This is a genomic window from Castellaniella sp. (assembly GCF_004321985.1).
GTDB lineage: Bacteria > Pseudomonadota > Gammaproteobacteria > Burkholderiales > Burkholderiaceae_B > Castellaniella.
Genome location: NZ_SCQN01000044.1, coordinates 1 through 17,431, shown reverse-complemented (window position 1 = coordinate 17,431; position 17,431 = coordinate 1). Strand labels below are relative to the sequence as shown.

At 62.4% G+C, this 17,431-nt stretch carries 19 protein-coding genes and 1 tRNA gene; 7 read left to right on the top strand and 13 right to left on the bottom strand.

Annotation, left to right across the window (positions count from 1 at the left end; translation table 11 throughout):
- Positions 1-9 precede the first annotated feature (9 nt).
- Positions 10-909 (top strand): LysR substrate-binding domain-containing protein, encoded by a 900-nt coding sequence (locus EPN31_RS09880; RefSeq protein WP_291772672.1) that lies wholly within the window; start codon positions 10-12, stop codon positions 907-909.
- Complete coding sequence (locus EPN31_RS09875; protein ID WP_291772669.1) at positions 896-2,098, top strand: patatin-like phospholipase family protein; 1,203 nt, start codon at positions 896-898, stop codon at positions 2,096-2,098. The genes EPN31_RS09880 and EPN31_RS09875 overlap by 14 nt, the downstream gene beginning before the upstream one ends.
- Before the next feature lie 8 nt (positions 2,099-2,106).
- On the opposite strand, the gene EPN31_RS09870 is transcribed toward EPN31_RS09875, so the two are convergent.
- Positions 2,107-3,093: a DMT family transporter gene (locus EPN31_RS09870; protein ID WP_291772667.1), complete on the bottom strand. Its 987-nt coding sequence runs from the start codon at positions 3,091-3,093 to the stop codon at positions 2,107-2,109.
- Between the two features lie 68 nt (positions 3,094-3,161).
- Here EPN31_RS09870 and EPN31_RS09865 point away from each other — a divergent pair, with 68 nt between their 5' ends.
- From EPN31_RS09865 to EPN31_RS09845, 5 genes are all read left to right on the top strand, one after another.
- Positions 3,162-3,653, top strand: a complete 492-nt coding sequence (locus tag EPN31_RS09865) for a MarR family winged helix-turn-helix transcriptional regulator (protein WP_291772664.1) — start codon at positions 3,162-3,164, stop codon at positions 3,651-3,653.
- A gap of 85 nt (positions 3,654-3,738) precedes the next feature.
- Positions 3,739-5,163 (top strand): efflux transporter outer membrane subunit, encoded by a 1,425-nt coding sequence (locus EPN31_RS09860; RefSeq protein ID WP_291772662.1) that lies wholly within the window; start codon positions 3,739-3,741, stop codon positions 5,161-5,163.
- A gap of 20 nt (positions 5,164-5,183) precedes the next feature.
- Positions 5,184-6,371 carry an HlyD family efflux transporter periplasmic adaptor subunit gene (locus tag EPN31_RS09855; RefSeq protein ID WP_291772657.1) on the top strand — a complete coding sequence of 396 codons (1,188 nt, stop codon included), beginning with the start codon at positions 5,184-5,186 and terminating at the stop codon, positions 6,369-6,371.
- Entirely contained in the window at positions 6,368-7,960 is a 1,593-nt protein-coding gene (locus tag EPN31_RS09850; protein WP_291772655.1) for a DHA2 family efflux MFS transporter permease subunit, read from the top strand. Before EPN31_RS09855 ends, EPN31_RS09850 begins: the two co-directional genes overlap by 4 nt.
- Positions 7,961-8,005: 45 nt before the next feature.
- Positions 8,006-8,081, top strand: a tRNA-Asn gene (locus tag EPN31_RS09845).
- 37 nt (positions 8,082-8,118) lie between these two features.
- On the opposite strand, the gene EPN31_RS09840 is transcribed toward EPN31_RS09845, so the two are convergent.
- The 12 genes from EPN31_RS09840 to EPN31_RS09785 form a co-directional block, all read right to left on the bottom strand.
- On the bottom strand, positions 8,119-9,174 hold the full coding sequence (locus EPN31_RS09840; RefSeq protein WP_291772652.1) for a site-specific integrase: 1,056 nt from the start codon (positions 9,172-9,174) through the stop codon (positions 8,119-8,121).
- Between the two features lie 229 nt (positions 9,175-9,403).
- On the bottom strand, positions 9,404-9,640 hold the full coding sequence (locus tag EPN31_RS09835; protein ID WP_291772649.1) for a hypothetical protein: 237 nt from the start codon (positions 9,638-9,640) through the stop codon (positions 9,404-9,406).
- Positions 9,637-9,909 (bottom strand): hypothetical protein, encoded by a 273-nt coding sequence (locus tag EPN31_RS09830; RefSeq protein WP_291772646.1) that lies wholly within the window; start codon positions 9,907-9,909, stop codon positions 9,637-9,639. The genes EPN31_RS09835 and EPN31_RS09830 overlap by 4 nt, the downstream gene beginning before the upstream one ends.
- Positions 9,902-11,338: a DEAD/DEAH box helicase gene (locus tag EPN31_RS09825; RefSeq protein ID WP_291772643.1), complete on the bottom strand. Its 1,437-nt coding sequence runs from the start codon at positions 11,336-11,338 to the stop codon at positions 9,902-9,904. Before EPN31_RS09825 ends, EPN31_RS09830 begins: the two co-directional genes overlap by 8 nt.
- 288 nt (positions 11,339-11,626) lie before the next feature.
- Positions 11,627-11,890 (bottom strand): VRR-NUC domain-containing protein, encoded by a 264-nt coding sequence (locus tag EPN31_RS09820; RefSeq protein ID WP_291772640.1) that lies wholly within the window; start codon positions 11,888-11,890, stop codon positions 11,627-11,629.
- A gap of 87 nt (positions 11,891-11,977) precedes the next feature.
- Positions 11,978-14,146 (bottom strand): DNA polymerase I, encoded by a 2,169-nt coding sequence (locus EPN31_RS09815; RefSeq protein ID WP_291772637.1) that lies wholly within the window; start codon positions 14,144-14,146, stop codon positions 11,978-11,980.
- 139 nt (positions 14,147-14,285) lie between these two features.
- Positions 14,286-14,654: an HNH endonuclease gene (locus EPN31_RS09810; RefSeq protein WP_291772634.1), complete on the bottom strand. Its 369-nt coding sequence runs from the start codon at positions 14,652-14,654 to the stop codon at positions 14,286-14,288.
- A complete protein-coding gene (locus tag EPN31_RS09805) occupies positions 14,644-14,859 on the bottom strand; it encodes a hypothetical protein (RefSeq protein WP_291772632.1) in 216 nt (71 codons plus the stop codon). Before EPN31_RS09805 ends, EPN31_RS09810 begins: the two co-directional genes overlap by 11 nt.
- A gap of 179 nt (positions 14,860-15,038) precedes the next feature.
- A complete protein-coding gene (locus EPN31_RS09800) occupies positions 15,039-15,392 on the bottom strand; it encodes a hypothetical protein (protein ID WP_291772630.1) in 354 nt (117 codons plus the stop codon).
- 10 nt (positions 15,393-15,402) lie between these two features.
- The gene (locus EPN31_RS09795; RefSeq protein ID WP_291772628.1) at positions 15,403-15,987 is read right to left on the bottom strand and encodes an ssDNA-binding protein; all 585 of its coding nucleotides are present in this window, start codon (positions 15,985-15,987) and stop codon (positions 15,403-15,405) included.
- Positions 15,988-15,997: 10 nt separating this feature from the next.
- Positions 15,998-16,201, bottom strand: coding sequence for a hypothetical protein (locus EPN31_RS09790; protein ID WP_291772625.1), 204 nt, complete (start codon positions 16,199-16,201; stop codon positions 15,998-16,000).
- A partial coding sequence (locus EPN31_RS09785) for a DUF2800 domain-containing protein (RefSeq protein WP_291772622.1) occupies positions 16,198-17,431 on the bottom strand: 1,234 nt, incomplete at its 5' end. The genes EPN31_RS09785 and EPN31_RS09790, both read right to left, overlap by 4 nt.

Here is a 17,431-nt window from a genome sequence, read left to right as displayed (position 1 = left end):
TGGCGCGCCATGATCGGCATCAGCATCCGTCAGCTTGAAGTCTTCATCGCCGTCGCCACCCTGGGCAGCGTACGGCGGGCCTCCGAGCAGCTGCACCTGACCCAGCCCGCGGTGAGCATGGCGCTGGGCGACCTTGAGCGCCAGCTGGGAGCGCCGCTGTTCGACCGCATCCGGGGACGACTGGTCCTGAACACTCAGGGCGCCGAGCAGCTTGCCCAAGCGCGCGAGATCCGGGAGCGCCTGCAGGACATGCAGCGCCGCCACGCCGACCTGCAAGGAGCCCTGACGGGTGAACTGCGCATCGGCGCCAGCAACACCGTGGGCAACTATCTGGTCGGGGAACTTCTGGGGCCCATCGTGGCCCAACATCCCATGATCGCCCTGCACCTGACTGTCGACAATACACGCGACATCACCCGTCGCCTGCTGGATCGAGAGATCGATCTCGCCTGTGTCGAAGGCCCAGTGCATCATGCACAACTGGAGACGCTCCCCTGGCGCAGCGACGCGCTGGTGGTCTGCGCGGCCCCGACCAATCCGCTGGCACTGAAGGCTCGGCTGGCACCGCAGGACTTCGCCGACGCCCACTGGATCCTGCGCGAGCGCGGTTCCGCAACCCGCAGCCAGACCGAACAGATGCTGACCTCGCTGCCGCCCGGGCACATCCTGCTGGAACTGGGCCAGATCGAAGCCATCAAGCAGGCGGTCATTGCCGGCCTGGGCATCGCTTGCCTGCCGGCAGCTGCCACGGTGGACGCAGTCGCCACCGGCCGCCTGCGGGTGCTGCACACGCCCTTCCTGCATCTGGACCGACGCCTCTCCCTGGTCCTGCACCGCAGCCATTATCGCGGTACCCTGATCGAAGCATTCCTGCATTCCCTGGAGATTTCCCCCAATGCCCAAGACTGAAAACCGTATCGCCACCGCCGTACAGGACTACGAAGTCCGTGCGCTCGTGCTCCAGGGCGGAGGCGCACTGGGAGCCTATCAGGCGGGGGTGTTCGAAGGCCTGGCCGAGGCCGGCATCGAACTCACGGACTTGGCGGGGATCTCGATCGGTGCACTGAACGTGGCCGTCATCGCCGGCAACCCTCCTGAAAAGCAGGTGGAACGCCTGCACGAATTTTGGGACCTGATTTGCCAACCGTACTTCGGCCAAAGTGCCAGCCCTCTGCTCGAACAGACCTTGTTCCACACCACTGACCTGGCGCGCCAGACGCTGGGCGCGCTGCACGCGAGCAGTGCCCTGATGATCGGCCAGAAGGGTTTCTTTCGGCCGCGTTTCCCACCCGCCTTCCTGCCGGGCACGCTTGATCCCGCCTGCGTCGGGTATTACGACACGCGGCCACTGAAGGACACGCTGGAGACGCTGTGCGACTTTGACCGTATCAATGACCGCAGGCTGCACGTATCGGTTGGCGCCGTCAACGTACGCACTGGAAACTTCACTTATTTCGACAACCACCACACGGAGCTGCGGCCGGAGCACTTCATGGCGTCCGGGGCGTTGCCACCCGCCTTCCCGGCCATCGAGATCGAGGGAGAGTACTACTGGGACGGCGGCCTGGTTTCCAACACGCCCCTGGCAAAGGTCCTGGAACACCGCTCCGAACGCGACACGCTGGTATTCCAGGTCGACTTGTGGTCTGCGCGTGGACAGGTTCCGCATAAAATGGACGAGGTCAACGATCGCATCCAGGACATCCGTTATTCCAGCCGGACCCGGCTGGTCACCGACGAAATGCGCAGCCTGCGGAAGATGCAGCTGCTATTACGCCAGGTGCTGGACAACGTTCCAGCAAAGAAACGCGACGAGATTCTAGCCTGCCGCAAGGCGGCTGAGCTGGCTGCGTCATCGCGCAGCAATATCATCCACCTGATCTACCGCGACAAGCCCTACGAACAGCACTTCCGCGACTTCCAGTTCGGACTGGCCAACATGCGGGAACACTGGGCCAGCGGCCTGCACGACATCCACAACACGCTGGCACATCCGTCGTATCTGGCCATGCCGGACAACGATTCAGGCTTCGTGACCCACGACGTGCACCGCGATGAGATCGAACAGGCGATGGAGTCGCACGGCCGCGTGGGCTGATCTCCACCTCAACGGACCGTGCCGTCCGGCATGCGCACCGACCCCGCCTCAGATCCGGCCGGCGAAGGCATCCGCACTACCGGCACCGACTTGCGCCGCCCCAGGATCACAGCCGCGATCGCAACCAGCACAGTCCCGGCCACCTGGAGCGTCGTGATGGGCTCGCCCAGGAACAACCAGGCCAGGAACAGGATGGAAACAGGCCCCAGCAAGCCCAACTGCGCGGTCAGCGGCGCACCGATGCGCGCCACCGACCACATGATCATGAAAGTAGGCAACACCGTATTGACGGTGGCATGAATCATGGACAGGCCATAGACGGGCCAGCTCTGGTCCAGCCCGGCCCAGCCTTTCACAATAAAGAAATGCACCATGGTCACCAGTGTGGACACGGTCATCGCGTAGGCCGTGAGCCGCGTCGCCGTGACCCGTTCGACCAGTTCACCCGAGCCGATCAGATACAACGCGTAGGAAAACGCAGCGGCGAGCACGAAACCGGCCCCCAGAACCACATGGTCCCCCGACGCCGACAGGTCTCCCCAGAACACCAGGGCTACGCCGCCGTAGGCCAGCGCCATGGCGACCCACTGGCGTAGTGCGATCGGCTTGCGCAGAAACCAGGCGGAAATCAGCAGAACGAAGGTAGGCGCTAGAAACAGGATCAGGCGTTCCAAGCCGGCTGTCACATACTGCAGCCCCAGGAAGTCCAGGAAGCTGGACAGGTAATAGCCAATGAACCCCAGCACCGTGATCCGAAGCCCGTCGCGCCATCCCAGGCGCTGAATCAGTCCACGACGCGCGCGCAGGGCCTGCGTCCACGCGATGACCGCGAAAAAGGGAAAAGCTAGCAGCATCCGAAACCCGATCACGTCCAGGGCATCGACACCATACCGGTACAGCAGTTTGGCCACCACCGCCTTGGCCGAGAACAGAACAGCCCCCAGGCCAGCCAGAACGAAACCAGTCCAGAACAGGCTGCGAGAGGGGGAATCCATGGTGGTTGCCTAGGCAGATACTGAGTAGTAAAATTTTAGCATGTCAGCCCATTTTGAAATGCCACGCAATGCCCGACTCCCAGCCTTTCTACAGTAGCGATCCGGGCGATCTGGGGACCGATCAAAACGTCGGTCTGCTGATCCGCCAGCTTCACACGCTGATTCACCAGGTCATCAATCTGAAGACCTGCCCGCTAGGGCTTACATCGCACCAATGGCGCCCGTTGCTGCTGATCCGCCACAAAGGCATCGACACCCCGGCCGGTCTCGCGCGCTCGCTGTGCATCGACGCAGGCGCCGTCACGCGCGCACTGGACCGCCTGGAGGCCAAGGGCTTCGTGCAACGCGAGCGCGACTCCGACGACCGGCGCGTCGTCAAGATCGTGCTGACCGAAGCGGGGCTGGCCGCGACGTCACAAATTCTGCCCATCATCGCTGACACGCTGAACCTGTACCTGCAGGGGTTCTCAGACGATGAATTCCGGATGCTGGTCAGCCTGCTCAGGCGCATGATCGCCAACGGAGAGCACCATCTCCAGAATTACGCCAAAGAACAATAAGGGACCTCACCACCTCCCGGACAAGCCTTATATAATTGCCTAGTCAGATACCAACATCATCAACAATATTCAGTTTCCTGTCAGCATGAAACCGCTTCTTTCCCTGCTGCTCGTCCTCACCCTGTCGGCGTGTGCACAGATCGATTCTGGCCAGCCCGCCGTTCAGCCCCTCACGGGTCAGTCGCTGGCGCTGGAAGAAAATTCCAACGTCGTCTGGCCGCAAGCCCAATGGTGGCGCCGTTACCAGGACTCTCAACTGGATGCGCTGATCACCCAGGCACTGCAATCCAGCCCGACACTGGAGAGCGCTGCAGCACGCGTACGCATGGCGCAGGCCGCCGCACGGGGCGCACGCGCGGTGCAATGGCCCCAGATCAACGCCAACTACCATCTGACGCGCGAGCGCCTGAGCGAAAACTACATCTACCCGCCCCCCCTGGGCGGGTCCTTCCAGACCGATACGGGGCTCGGGCTGCAGCTGAATTTCAACCTGGACCTCTGGGGCAAGCAGCGTTCACTGGTCAAAGCCGCCGGGCAGCGTACCCTGGCCGCGCAGGCCGTGCAGCAACAGGCTCGCACTGTCCTTGTGTCAGCCGTCACCCAGAGCTATTTCCAGCTACAGGACGCACTGGCGCAGTCCGACGCGATCACCACCATCGTCGGAAAACTGCAAAAAGCGCTGGACATCACGCGCGATCGCTACAAGAACGGCCTGGGGATCCAGGTTGATGTGGACCAGGCCGATTCAGCCGTGTCGGCGGCCCAGGTGCAACTCGCCCAAGCCCATAACAATGTGGAACTGCTGCATCACCAACTGGCGGCGCTGCTGGGACTATCGCCTGACCAGCTCTCCACCGTCTCGGCTCGAACCGGGACTGCGCTGCCCAACGGCGTGCCCGAACACATGCCGATGGCGCTCCTGGGCCGCCGCGCAGACATCGTGGCGGCGCGCCTGCAGGCCGAAGCCGCCGGTGCGGAAGTCTCAGCTGCCAAGGCCGATTTCCTACCCAACGTCAACCTGTCGGCCGCTGCCAGCTACCTGTCGCTTGGGCTGGACAAGCTCATCCGCAGCGGCAGCGCGAATGAAAGCGTCGGCCCCGTGATCACGCTGCCCATCTTCAACGGCGGCGCGCTGAATGCCCAGCTCTCCGGGCGCCGCGCCGCTCGCGACGAGGCCGTTGCTCAATACAACCAGACAGTCCTTGGGGCCTTGCGCGAGGTTGCCGACACCAGCACCTCGATCCGTTCGCTGCACGAACAGATCCGCCACCAGGCGGCCAGCCTGAAAGCCATCACGTCGGCCTACGACGTGGCGCTGGACCGTTATCGCGAAGGATTGGGCAACTTCGTCCAGGTGCTGCTCGCCCAGAGTGAGGTCCTCAAGCAAACCATCCAGACCACGGACCTGCACGCTCGAGCCTATATCCTCGATGCCCAGCTCGAGACCGCACTAGGGGGCGGCTACGGTGCGGAACCTGCAGCTTCCCCAACCGCTTCGAACCCACAATAATTCCATCGCTTCGCTGAATCATGACCGAACCCAGCACCCGTATCAAACCCACCCGCAAACACCTGCTGGTGTGGGCCACCCTCATCTTCATTCTGCTTGCCGTCATCTATGGCATCTGGTGGATGCTGTACGCCTCGCACTACGAATCCACGGACGACGCCTACGTCCACGGCAACCTGGTCCAGGTCAGCGCCCAGATTCCGGGCACGGTCATCTCGATCGGCGCGGACGATACGCAGACGGTCGCCCAGGGCAAACAACTGGTCACGCTGGATGGCAGCGACACCGAAATTGCGCTGACACAGGCCGAACAGGCGCTGGCGCAGACGGTCCGCCACACGCAGACCCTGTTCGTCCAGAATGACGCGCTGGCGGCCGATGTGGCCGTGGGCGCAGCCAACGTCGAACAGGCCGACGCGCTGCTGCACAAGGCCGAGAACGATCTGCAGCGGCGCAACGCGCTGCGCAACTCCGGTGGGGTGAGCGGCGAGGAGCTCCTGCACGCCCAGGTCGCTGTGAAATCAGCCCAGGCCAGTCTCGCGCAGGCTCGCGCGGCACGGGCGGCGTCCAAGGCCAAGCTGGCCACCAACCAGGCACTGACGCGCGGCAGCACCGTGCAGACCCACCCCGACGTCCGTCAGGCAGCTGACCGCGTCCGCCAGGCCTGGCTGGCCAATGTGCGCACGCACGTGCAGGCACCAGTGGGCGGCATGGTTGCGCAGCGCTCGGTCCAATTGGGGCAACGCATCCAGCCCGGCACGCCGCTCATGACCATCGTGCCGCTGAATACGCTCTGGGTCGAGGCCAACTTCAAAGAAAACCAACTGCATGATGTACGACCCGGCCAGAAGGCGACGGTCGTGTCGGATCTGTACGGCAGCAAGGTCACCTACCATGGAACCGTAGTGGGCATCTCGGCGGGCAGCGGCAGCGCTTTCGCCCTGCTGCCGGCCCAGAACGCCAGCGGCAACTGGATCAAGGTCATCCAGCGGGTGCCGGTGCGCATCGCCCTCGATCCCAAGGAACTGCAGGAACATCCCTTGCGCGTCGGGCTGTCCATGACCGTCGATATAGACCTCTCCTCCACGCCGAAAGAGGCCCCGAAGGAAATATCCCAGACCACCATGCGTACCCCCGTCTACGATCATGACCCCGCAAAGGTCGATGCCGTGATCCAGCGCATCATCCGGGAAAACATCGCCTCATGAGTGCAGGATCTGCTTCTTCGGGGACGGCGCCAGCCGCTCACCCAGCGGCGATCCTGCCGCCGCTGGAGGGCAGCGCCCGTGCCTTCGGCACCATCGCTCTGTCGGCGGCGGTGTTCATGAATGTGCTGGACTCTTCCATCGCCAACGTGTCCATCCCGACCATCGCGGGAGATCTAGGCGTGAGCGCCACTCAGGGTACCTGGGTGATCACGTCCTTCGCGGTGGCCAACGCCATCACGGTACCGCTCACGGGATGGCTCACGCAGCGCTTCGGCCAGGTCCGACTGTTCGTGATGGCCATAGCGCTGTTCGTTGTCAGTTCCTGGCTGTGCGGCATGTCCTGGTCGCTGGAGTCCCTGGTGTTCTTCCGGGTCATCCAGGGGGCAGTCTCCGGGCCCATGATCCCCCTGTCGCAATCGCTGATGCTGGCGAGCTACCCACGCGACAGGGCCGGCATGGCTCTGGCCTTGTGGTCCATGACTATCCTGGTCGGCCCCATCGCAGGACCGTTGCTGGGCGGCTGGATTTCCGACAATTATGCATGGTCCTGGATCTTCTACATCAATATCCCGATCGGCCTGCTGGCTGGCTGGGCCTCCTGGCAGATTTACAAGGCGCGCGACAGCCGACGCGTGAAGCTGCCCATCGACCGGATGGGCCTGTTCCTGCTCGTCGTCTGGGTGGGTGCCCTGCAGGTCATGCTGGACAAAGGCAAGGATCTGGACTGGTTCAGCAGCCCGCTCATCATCGTCCTGGCGATTCTGGCGGTAGTAGCCTTCGTGTACTTCGTGATATGGGAACTGACGGCCGGCCATCCTGTCGTCGACCTCTCCCTGTTCGCGGAGCGCAACTTCTCGGCGGGGACTGTCGCGCTGTCCATCGCCTATGGCGTGTTCTTCGGTACCGTCGTGCTGCTGCCGCTCTGGCTGCAGAACACAATGGGCTACACCGCCACCTGGGCGGGCGTGGCACTGGCGCCGGTCGGGATCCTTGCCATCGTCCTGTCGCCCATCGTCGGCAAGCTCATGGGGCGCCTGGACCCACGCGCGATTGCCACAGTGGCATTCCTGGTGTTCGCGCTCATCAGCTACATGCGCGCGCTCTACAACACACAAGTGGACTTGTACGCGATCATGCTGCCCACCTTCATCCAGGGCGTAGCAATGGCGACCTTCTTCATCCCGCTGACCGCCATTTCGCTCTCGGGCCTGCGCCACGAACGGATCCCGGCCGCAGCGGGTCTGACGAACTTCGTCCGTCTGGTATGCGGCGCATTCGGCACATCCATCACGACCACGCTCTGGGAGAATCGGGCCTCGCTGCACCACAGCCAGATGACCGAAGTGGCACGTCCCGGCGAGCCGGCTTTCGACCATGTCATGAACGGCCTGCAGCACTTGGGGCTGACTCAGCAGCAAGGCGCGGGGCTGATCGACGGATTGATCAACCAGCAAGCCTATACGCTGTCGGCCACCGACTTTTTCTATGCGTCCGCCCTCCTGTTCCTGGTGCTTATCAGCCTTATCTGGCTGGCTCGTCCGAAGACCGCATCCGTCAGCGAGTCAGGCGTCTCGCCAGCCGCACACTGACCATGTGAACGCAGAAATTGTGCTATAGTTTTGCTTCTTTGCAATTCCCCGATAGCTCAGCCGGTAGAGCGACGGACTGTTAATCCGCAGGTCGCAGGTTCGAACCCTGCTCGGGGAGCCAAGAAACATTAGTGAAATCAGTAAGTTATCGCCGCCTCTCACGCGGCGATTTTCTTTTCTGATTCCGACTTTGCCAAAAAATTGACAGTGTGCGCGTGGGCGGCCATGTGGCTCGGCGCAAGGTGGGCGTACCGCTGCACCATCTTGAATGAACGCCAGCCGCCAAGCTCCTGCACGACCATGAGCGGTGTACCCGCCTGGGCGTGCCACGAGGCCCAAGTGTGGCGTAGGTCGTGAAAACGGAAGTCGGTGATACCAACCAGCTTGCACGCTCGATTGAACGCTCTACGGTCGATTTCCCGGACCCGAACATCCTCGCCCCCATCGCGGGTGAAGATGTAACGCCCGGCGGTTTTCAGCCGCCGCTTCATCACAGCCATCGCGTCGTCGTTCAGCGGCACGGAACGCGCATGCTTTGACTTGGCCTCCTCGTGTGTGACCCAGGCCGTGTGCTGATCAAGGTTCACCTGTGAGGGCTGCATGGAGAGAATCTCGTCCTCGCGCATGCCTGTTGCCACGGCCACAATCGCTGCGTCCCGCATCCATTCCAAGGTCAGCGCGCCGACCAGACGGGTGATAACCGCCGGGGGTTCCCAGCGCACGCGGATATCCGGCTCCTGATACCGTGGCAGCTTCGGCACTTTGTCCACCCAGCCCCACTCCATGCCCAGGTACAGCATGCACTTGATCGTGGCGATGTAGCGGTTCTTGGTGGCCGCCGTCAAGGGCGTGGGCTTCTTCTTCTGGTAGATGCGATGCGTGGGCAGTGCGTCCACAATGTCGTCAGATGTTAAAGAGCGAATCGTCCGGTCTGCAAACTTGCCACGCCAGTACGCGACGTGCCTTTGCTTCGTGGCATAGTCGCGCTGGCCCGCTGTCTCTCGCAGAAACCGCACGGCGACGTCCTGGAAAATCTTGTCGGGCATCTCGCCCAGCTTGGCCTGACGCCATAGGCTGGCCTTCAACCCGTCGTGATATTCCTGTGCGGCTTGCCGGTCTTTCGTACCAGCAGAGCATCTAATTCGCGATCCACCGCCCGGCGGGCTGATGGCGATTTGATAGATGCCGGATACTTTATCTTTGCGGATTGACATAGGGTTTCCTCTACAGCCCGCAATGGTAGCCGGGTAACAGTATTACGTGGAGCGGATAATTCCGCAAGCCGGGACGGCCATACCCGCCATACCCGGGATCCGGGCAGACGAAAGCCAATCTGGTGGCGCTTGGCAAAAATGGTGCTGTACGCCATCCCCAGCTGGGCGGCGACTTCCTGCAGCGTCAGAGCCTTTTCCCTGGTCAGCGGGAGCGTGGCTGGGTCTTCATTCATCTTTCCAGCCTCTTGATGGCGGCAGCCACGTCATACCGGGCGCTGCGCAGCGCCTGGCGCGCTACCCCGATGGCCCTGCAGGGCACGGTGATTTCCCCCGCCACCTGTTCAAAGGCATCGGCGGCCTCGCGTGGCCCAGGGGCGAGCTCACCCGTCTTCACCCAGGCATCCTGCAGGTACCGGGCGGCGTGGCGCGCGGTGGCTGGGGGTACCTGGTTGCCGTGGTAGATCATGATTTCCCCGGCGCGGGAGGCAGTGGCATCCAGTGACTCGGGTTTCGCACACGGCCCCCCATGTCTATCCATTCTCCAAACGCACCACAGTACATTTCAAATGGACGATTTCGACCATATCCGCCAATCAGATTTCGGCCATCTTCTGGTGCAGTGGAGATCGGCAACCACTTTGGTGCGTTGGCCCTCATCACCAGACGCGCGTAGTTCTGGATGTATTCCTCGTTCAGGGTGCCGTCTGGCAACGGCGGGAATATCAGGTCAGACATTGCTGGTTCCTTTTCTCATGGCTTCAAGTAGTAGGTCCTGCACCGTGCGCTTGCTCTTGTGCCTGGCGATTACCAGTTCATCGACCGTGCTGCGCGCGATGATGTCGTAGATGTAGACGGGCCGATCGTGCCCGGCCTGGGCCTGACGCACGGCGCCCACCCGTTCAATGATTTGCTGACGGCTTTCCAGGTTCCACCAGTGGCCAAAGAACGCCACGGCGTTGCACACGTCCTGCATGCCGTCCAGGCCGTGGCCGGCGCTGTCGGGGTGGGCGAACAGGATGGGAATGCGCCCAGCCTTGAAGTCGCGCAGGGTCTGCGGGTCGGCATCCAGGTGGCGGCCGCGTGGGAAGGCTTTCAGCAGGCGCGCCAGGTCGCTCTTGAAGTGGTATGCCACCAGCAACGGCGCACCCCCCAGTTCTTCCACAATGGATTCCAGGGCCTGGATTTTCAGGGAATGGACTTCCGCCCAGGGGCGGTTATCCCCATCGTCATCGGTGGTGTAGGCTGCGCCGTTAGCCAGCTGCAGACATTTGATGGTGCGCGCCGCCGCGTTGAAGGCCTCCACGTCATGGCCATCAATCTGCATGAACATTTCCCGTTCCATATCGCGGTACAGATCCCGGGCACGGCCCGGCAAATCGACGTACACCGGCACGCTGATGGGTTCGTGCAAGTCGAACCAGTCTGCCGGATCCAGGGAAATGCACAGGTCGCGCAACAGGCCTTCAATTTCCTTTTGGGCAAACGGCAGCGGCACCAGATCAACGGCATGCGCGTCGGCGCCCACCTGGATGGTCTGGAACCAGCGAGACTTGAAGGCCTCAAATGACCGGCCTAGACGTTCGCCCCGATCCAGGAACCAGACTTGACCCCATAGATCCTTCAAGCCGTTGGGGCTGGGGGTGCCGGTCAACTCGATGAAGTGGTGCACCTGGGGCAAATGGGCGACCTTGCCAAGTGCCCGGGCGCGCTGGCCACCTTGCCGAGTGCGGAAGGATTTCAGGCGCGTGGCTTCGTCGGGAATGATCTTGCCAAACGGCCAGGGCTTTTTCTGATCGGCCAGGGTTTCCACCAGCCACGGGATATTCTCGTAGTTGATCGTGAAGACGCTGGCGGAAAAGTTCGACACGAGGGCTAGCGCCTTGCGGCGCGCGGCGGCGGTACCCACGATGGGTGTCACTTCCACGTTGCGCAGGTGCTGCCACTTCGCGGCCTCATCCGGCCACGTGCTTTGCGCCACGCGCAACGGCGCCGTGACCAGCGTGGGGCCCGGGGCGACAAGCTCCAGCATGTCCACAGCCGTCAGCGTCGATACCGTCTTGCCCATGCCCATACCTGCCCACACCGCGCAGCGCGGTGTGGCCAGAACATGATCCGTGATGATGTCCTGGTACGGCCGAGGGGTGAAGGCGCGGCGGTCAGTCATTTTTGGCCTTTCGAACTTCGTCCCAGGCGGTATCCAGTTCAAAAGACAGACGGGATGACAGGGCTTCCAAAAAGTTCATTTGAGCATTTTGCCGCGCTGTCTCTATACGCCCGCGAATGTTCCTTCTCCCAATAAATATTGAATCTGCGATAAGTCGGGGAAGAACTCTTGTGGCGCAACTTGAACAGCAACATAAAAGAGTGTCTGACTCGTGGAGCTCCCAACAACCCTCTGCGCCATCGCGCCCACAGAATGCACACTTCGGATCTTCGAGAAATTCATCAGCTCTCATTTCAATACTCCATCGACGCCTTCCAGCGAATCAACCACGGCAACGTATTGGCCCATGCGGCGCATGCGCTCATGTTCCCGCGCCTGGTGGGGCTTCACCTTTTCGCCAGGGGCTTTCAGTTCAATCCAGACCGTGCGGCCGGGCAGCATCACCAGCCGGTCGGGTGCACCGTTGCGGCCGATCCAGCGGACTTTCCGCACTTCGCCACCCAGCGCCTTCACACGTTCCACCAAGTAGGTTTCGATTTGGGATTCACGCATGGATGCGCCTCCACGCGGAACGCAGGGCGGCCCAGCAGCCATACCCCAGGGATCGGTAGTATCTGAAGAAGCGTAGTAGCAGCATGGTCAGTCTTTCCTATAGCGATAGGCTTCAAAGCCAGCTGCCGACAGCGGCAGGCCATCGGCCCAGGGAGGATTGGTCGCCATCAGCGCGGCCAGGTGTGAGGGATTGAATTCAGGCGAGTCGGGAGCTTCGGTCAGGATTTCGTCGTGGACGGTCAGCACGATGCCGTAGCCAGCAGCTTCGACGGCCGGCATGCTGGTGGCCAGCACGTCACGGGCGGCGGCCTGGGTAATGTTTTCCGACAGCTTGCCGCCGTAGGTCTTGAGTCGCGCCCATTTCCTGCTGTACTGGTTGATGCCCATGTATGACAGCTTGCCGGTGTCATCGACTTCGGGCAGCGGGTAGCACAGCAGTCGACCGGAGGGCAGCTGCACCCGCAGCCAGGCGCCGGCGCGCTGCAGGCGGATGTCGCGCACATGCTGGGTCACGCCCGCATTGATGACGGCCATCATGGCGGCCTGGGCCAGGGCTGGCCAGAATGCCGACACGGCGGGGTGTGCCCGGCGCCACAGGCGCTTCAAGGCATCGCACACCATGAAGGTTTGCGGTGTCAGGCCAAAGCTGCCGTCACGGCGGCGCGTGCGCGAAGTCAGATAGCGTTCGGCCTCGCCCATCACGTCGGCGGGGATGCTGGGCAGCGCGGCGACCGCCATGGCGTCCAGATCGATGCCGTAAGTGGCGGCCCCTGTCAGGAATGCGCCCACACCACCTTCGTAGCCCAGCATCAGTTCCATGACCTTGCCGATCTGGCGCTGGTTGCCTTCGACGGTTTCATGCTTGACGGCGAACGCCTTGGCGTAGGCCAGCTTATAGAGGTCGGGGCCCCGCCGGACGGGGGCGCCTTTCTTGTTGCGTTCCAGTGCGATCGGCTGACCAGTCAGGGCCGCGTCACGCAGGGCCACGCCATCATGCCACTGGCCATCTACGCCCAGGCAGGTGTCGAATTCACGAAACGCCTGCAGCTTCCATTCTTCGCCGGCCAGCCACGCAATCACCCGGCCTTCAATGTTCGACAGGTCGGCCACCACCAGCTTGCGCTTGGGCGGCACGATGATGCACCCCCGGATGGCGCTGCTGGTCAGCTCCATCACGTTGGGAAACACCAGGTCGGCACAGTCCGCTTTCAGGGTGTCGATGCCCAGCTCAATCGCAGGCTGGTGCAGCGACGGCCGGGGCAGGTTCTGAGGCTGGAACAGCCGCCCAGCCCAGCGGCCCGTGCGTGCAGCCCCGTCGAATTGCAGGGTGCCGCGCAGGCGTCCATCCGGGCTCACGCCTTTGACAAGCGTTTTGTACTTGCTGATGCTGGTCTTGCTCGCCTGCAGCCGGATGCCCAACAGTTCAACCAACATGCGCGGCAGGTCTGTTTCCCGTTTCAGAATGTCTTCCAGGGTGCTGTTCTGCAGGTCGGGAACCTCAATGCCGTATTGGGTGAGGATGTGCGCCAACAGCCTGTCGCGCTGGGTGGCGGCCTGCACCTCGCCATCAGTCAGCACCTGGGTGCGTTCGGCCAGGTCTATCTTGGCCAGCTCGGCGGCGCGGATCGCGGCCTGGGCCAGCTCCACATCCACCAGCACACCACGGTCGTTGATGGTCTGGTCCAGGTGCCACAGCGCGAGCTCGGTGCCGGTGTAGTTCCAGCTGGGCAGCTTCGCATCCACCACGCGCATGGCCTCGATGTCCAGACCCGCGTACTCCTTGAATCGTGCCCAGTCTTCCGGGTGGGTATCCCGGGTGGCACGGCGCAGTTTGCGGTTGGCGGCCAGGGGCTTACAGAACAGCTGGATCAGTTGCTTGCCTGCCTTGTCTTTGGCCTTGTCGGTGGGCACGGCCAGGATGTCGCAAAGCGTGCCAAGAGCGCCCGGCATGCCGTGCGCCAGGGCCTTCACCATGGTGTCGTACCAGCGCCATATAGATGTTTGCTGCCCCGTGTAGCGCAGCACATTGCGGTCAAAGTGACTGTTGTGAGCGGCCAGCTGCACTAGGGGATCGGCCAGGGCGTCCACCAGGTCGCGGGGGCGCGACTCACCATTGACCTCATCGACCACCGACACCGGGCCATCATCGATGGCCCAGGCTGCCAGCAGGATCTCCACGCCTTGCATGTAGGCGTGCGTACCGCAGTTGATCGGCACGTCGCTGAATGTCTCGAAGTCGATCCAGAGTCGGGTCACTTGCTAAACTCCATCAGCCACGCAATGCACCAACCGGCTACTACCACAGCGGAGCCCAAAGCGATCCCGTCGAAAGAATGCCCAAGACCGTCTAGGGTTAGCCACACAGGCCAATACAACTGGGCAATGAGTATGTATTTCATGCAGCCTTCCTGAATGGGGTGAAGTGGCGGCCCTCGGCCACGCACTGCTTGATGTTTTGCTTCTGCGTGCCGCCCTTTAGGTGTGCCGGGTTACAACACAGGCGGTTGTTGCACAGGTGCATGGCCACGCTGCGGGTTGTCAGCCTGCGGCCACCGAGTTCCTGCACGGCCACGCGATGTACCAGGAAGGTACCCACCTTGCCCTTACGCGGGCCCCGCTTGAAGCGACGGTTGATTTGCCCATAGCCTGATGAGTTGCGCTTGCCCATCCAGATCCAGCACGGCGACCCGTTGTAAAACGAGTCTTGCGACAGGTAGGTGTTGGCGATGATGCGCTCAGCCAGACTGGCGTACTTAGAGGGCATGGAAGCCATCCAGTGATGCGGCACGCAAGACCTTGGGGTCGCAGTGGTGAACCTTGTACTGACCTTCCATCAGCACCCATTCACCGTCCTCATCTTGCCAGCGCAGGCCATCCTTGCCACACCGCTTGCAAGTCACATCGAACGTGGCCCAGGCGGGGCGCTTGCCGTAGGTGGTCCGGTCTTCGTTGTCGTCGAAAAAGCTCATAAATCACCTCTTTAAAAAGTCCTTTGCCAGGATTTCCAGGTAGTCACTTGCCCGGCCGTCCTGGTTTCGGCACACCCTCCGCTTGAGTAATGAGTGGGAGCGGAGGGTTAGCCATCCTGGCCTGGGTACCACGCGGACATTTCGCAGTTGGGGAGAAAACGGCCGCCCACAGTTTTGGGTTACACGGGGCGGGGTCGGCCTTCCAGGTCAGCCAGCGCGTCGACTTCGGTCAGCACGATTTGCGGGTCATAACTGGCCGCGAAGATATCGGGCTTGCAGGGATAGAACTCACCCTTCACACCTTTGATGACCCAATCTCCGGGGGAAACCCAGTGCGCACCTTCCAGCGTGCTGATGGACAGACACCGACCGCGCTCGGGGTGGTCGTCCATGCTGGCCGGAGTTTCGCTGCCGTGCGTCCACTGGATGATCTGGCGGTTGCTCTCGGGGGTGCCTGTGGCCTGGATGGCTTCGATCGCAACAGGCTTCTTCACGAAGCGTTGCGGTGCTGCCTCTTTCTCAATGTTTTCCATGTCGATCTCCCTAGACCAGGTCGGCGGCTGCGTCGACGCCTTCGCTGACGTCCGCGAAACCGTCCAGGCTGGGCGTGCCTGCGCTGAACGCCTCACCCTTACCAGCGAACTGCACGACCGAGAACGAAGCCCGGATGCCGGCGTTGGGCGACCCCTGCGCGTAGATGCTGACCTTGGCGTTCACGTAGCAGCCCGCGTAGGGGCGGCCATCGTCAGGCAGCAGCGGCGACATGTTGGAGTCGATGATTTCCGGGCGCGCGTTGGGACGACCTTTGATGAGCGCCTGACGGTGCGTGGACAGATACCAGTTACCCGGATAGCCGTCATACTTGGCGGCGGTGCCCTTGTCACCATCCAGATAGCACATCTTCTGAGGGTTGCCGTCGAAGGCTTGCAGCTGGGCGGCCGCCTTGTCCTTGAACACGGTGGCGGCTTCGGCCTTGATGGCGGCGCGAATCGACTTGTCGTTCTCGCTGCCCGGAACGATGAGGAACGTGGCGTTCCAACGAGGCTTGCCGTCGCCCTTTTCGTACTCCTGCGGCGTCCACAGGTCAGGGAAAGACAGTCGAACATTCTTGAGAATAATTTCAGCCATGGTGGATCCTTTACTTGGTTGCGGCGGCGTATTTGCTGACGCCGGCTTCGGGTTTGAACAGCTGGGGGAAAGAGCGGCGCACGCGAAGGCTGGCTTCTTCGACAGCCCGACGACGTGCGAGTGATTCGGTGGTGCCCACGGATGCGGCTTCCCGCAGAATTTGCTGAGCGGATGCGGGCAGAATTTCATGCCGCCAGTGGTGCCATTCGGTCATACAAGGCCCTCCATGTCGGCGGTGGCGTCAGCTTCAACAACCGTTTCATCCCTGAAGCCATCCAGCGCAGCGGTCACCACCAGCGCGGTGCGCTTGTCTGCAGCAGGCGCCACGGTGGGCGCGCCATCGGCCTGGGTGATGAGGGTTTGCAGCTTCGTCCACTGGCGTGCGCCGATGGTGTCGGCCTTGTGCAGCTTCTCGGCTGTCGTCGGGGAAATCAGCGACAAGTCGTACATTTGCTCCACCTTCAGGCGCATCTTTTTCAGGGTGGCTTCGGCTTCCACCTTGTCCACCCAGGCGCGTGCGCCTCGCTTGCCCGATACCAGCTTGAAGCCTGGCACGATGCGCCCCGCCAGCAGTTCGACCTTGGCCTGCGCGCGGATCGCGGCACACCAGTTTTCGATCAGGTCAACGGCGCCCATCAAGTTGCCCAGCAGCGCGTTGCCCACCGTGCGAGTCACGGCGGTTTCCAGCTGCGGGGCGACCAGCTTGGTGATGTTCACGAAGTCATCCGCCACGGTGGACAGAACGTGGTCACGCAAGGCTGGGCAAATGGCCTTCGCCTTGCAGAACCGACAAGGATCTTCACCCGGGTTCAGGTCGTCCGCGCTGACATCGGCGGGCCCCTTACCGATGTACGCGAGCGCCCGGTGCGCCATGGTGCGGGTGTTGACCGCCCAGGTCTGCAAACTTTCAGCCGCCATCGGCTGGCTGACCGGCATCACCCATTCGCTGATGTGGTCCAGCCGCGGCTGGTGGATGACCATGCGCACCCGGTCGAAGTCACCTACGATGCCGAATTCTTCCAGGGCGGCCGACCCGTAGATGCCCAGCTGAGGGTTGTGGTTGGCGTCAACGCGCACGCCCCGTCCGTACTTCAGGTCAACCACCACCATCTCATCGGGCAGTAGCACCACAGCGTCGGCTGTGCCCTTGGCGCCGGGCTCGCCGGTGACGGACTCGATGGATAGGCGCTGCTCAACCAGCAGCTGCCCACCCAAGGCACGCACATAGTCCAGATACTTCTGAACGTGTTCGGCCATGTCCTGCGTGACTTCGACCGTCGGCACGCCTTCAAGCCTGCCCGGCAGGTCAAAGTGCTCGGTGCCCTCGGTCATGGCGACGAATTTGCCAACGTGCACGACAGCGTCATCACCAGATGTCAGACAGGTGGACGCCACGAAGTGGGCGGCAGTACCCTCCTGCGCGAAGGAACTAGATTCGTCCGGG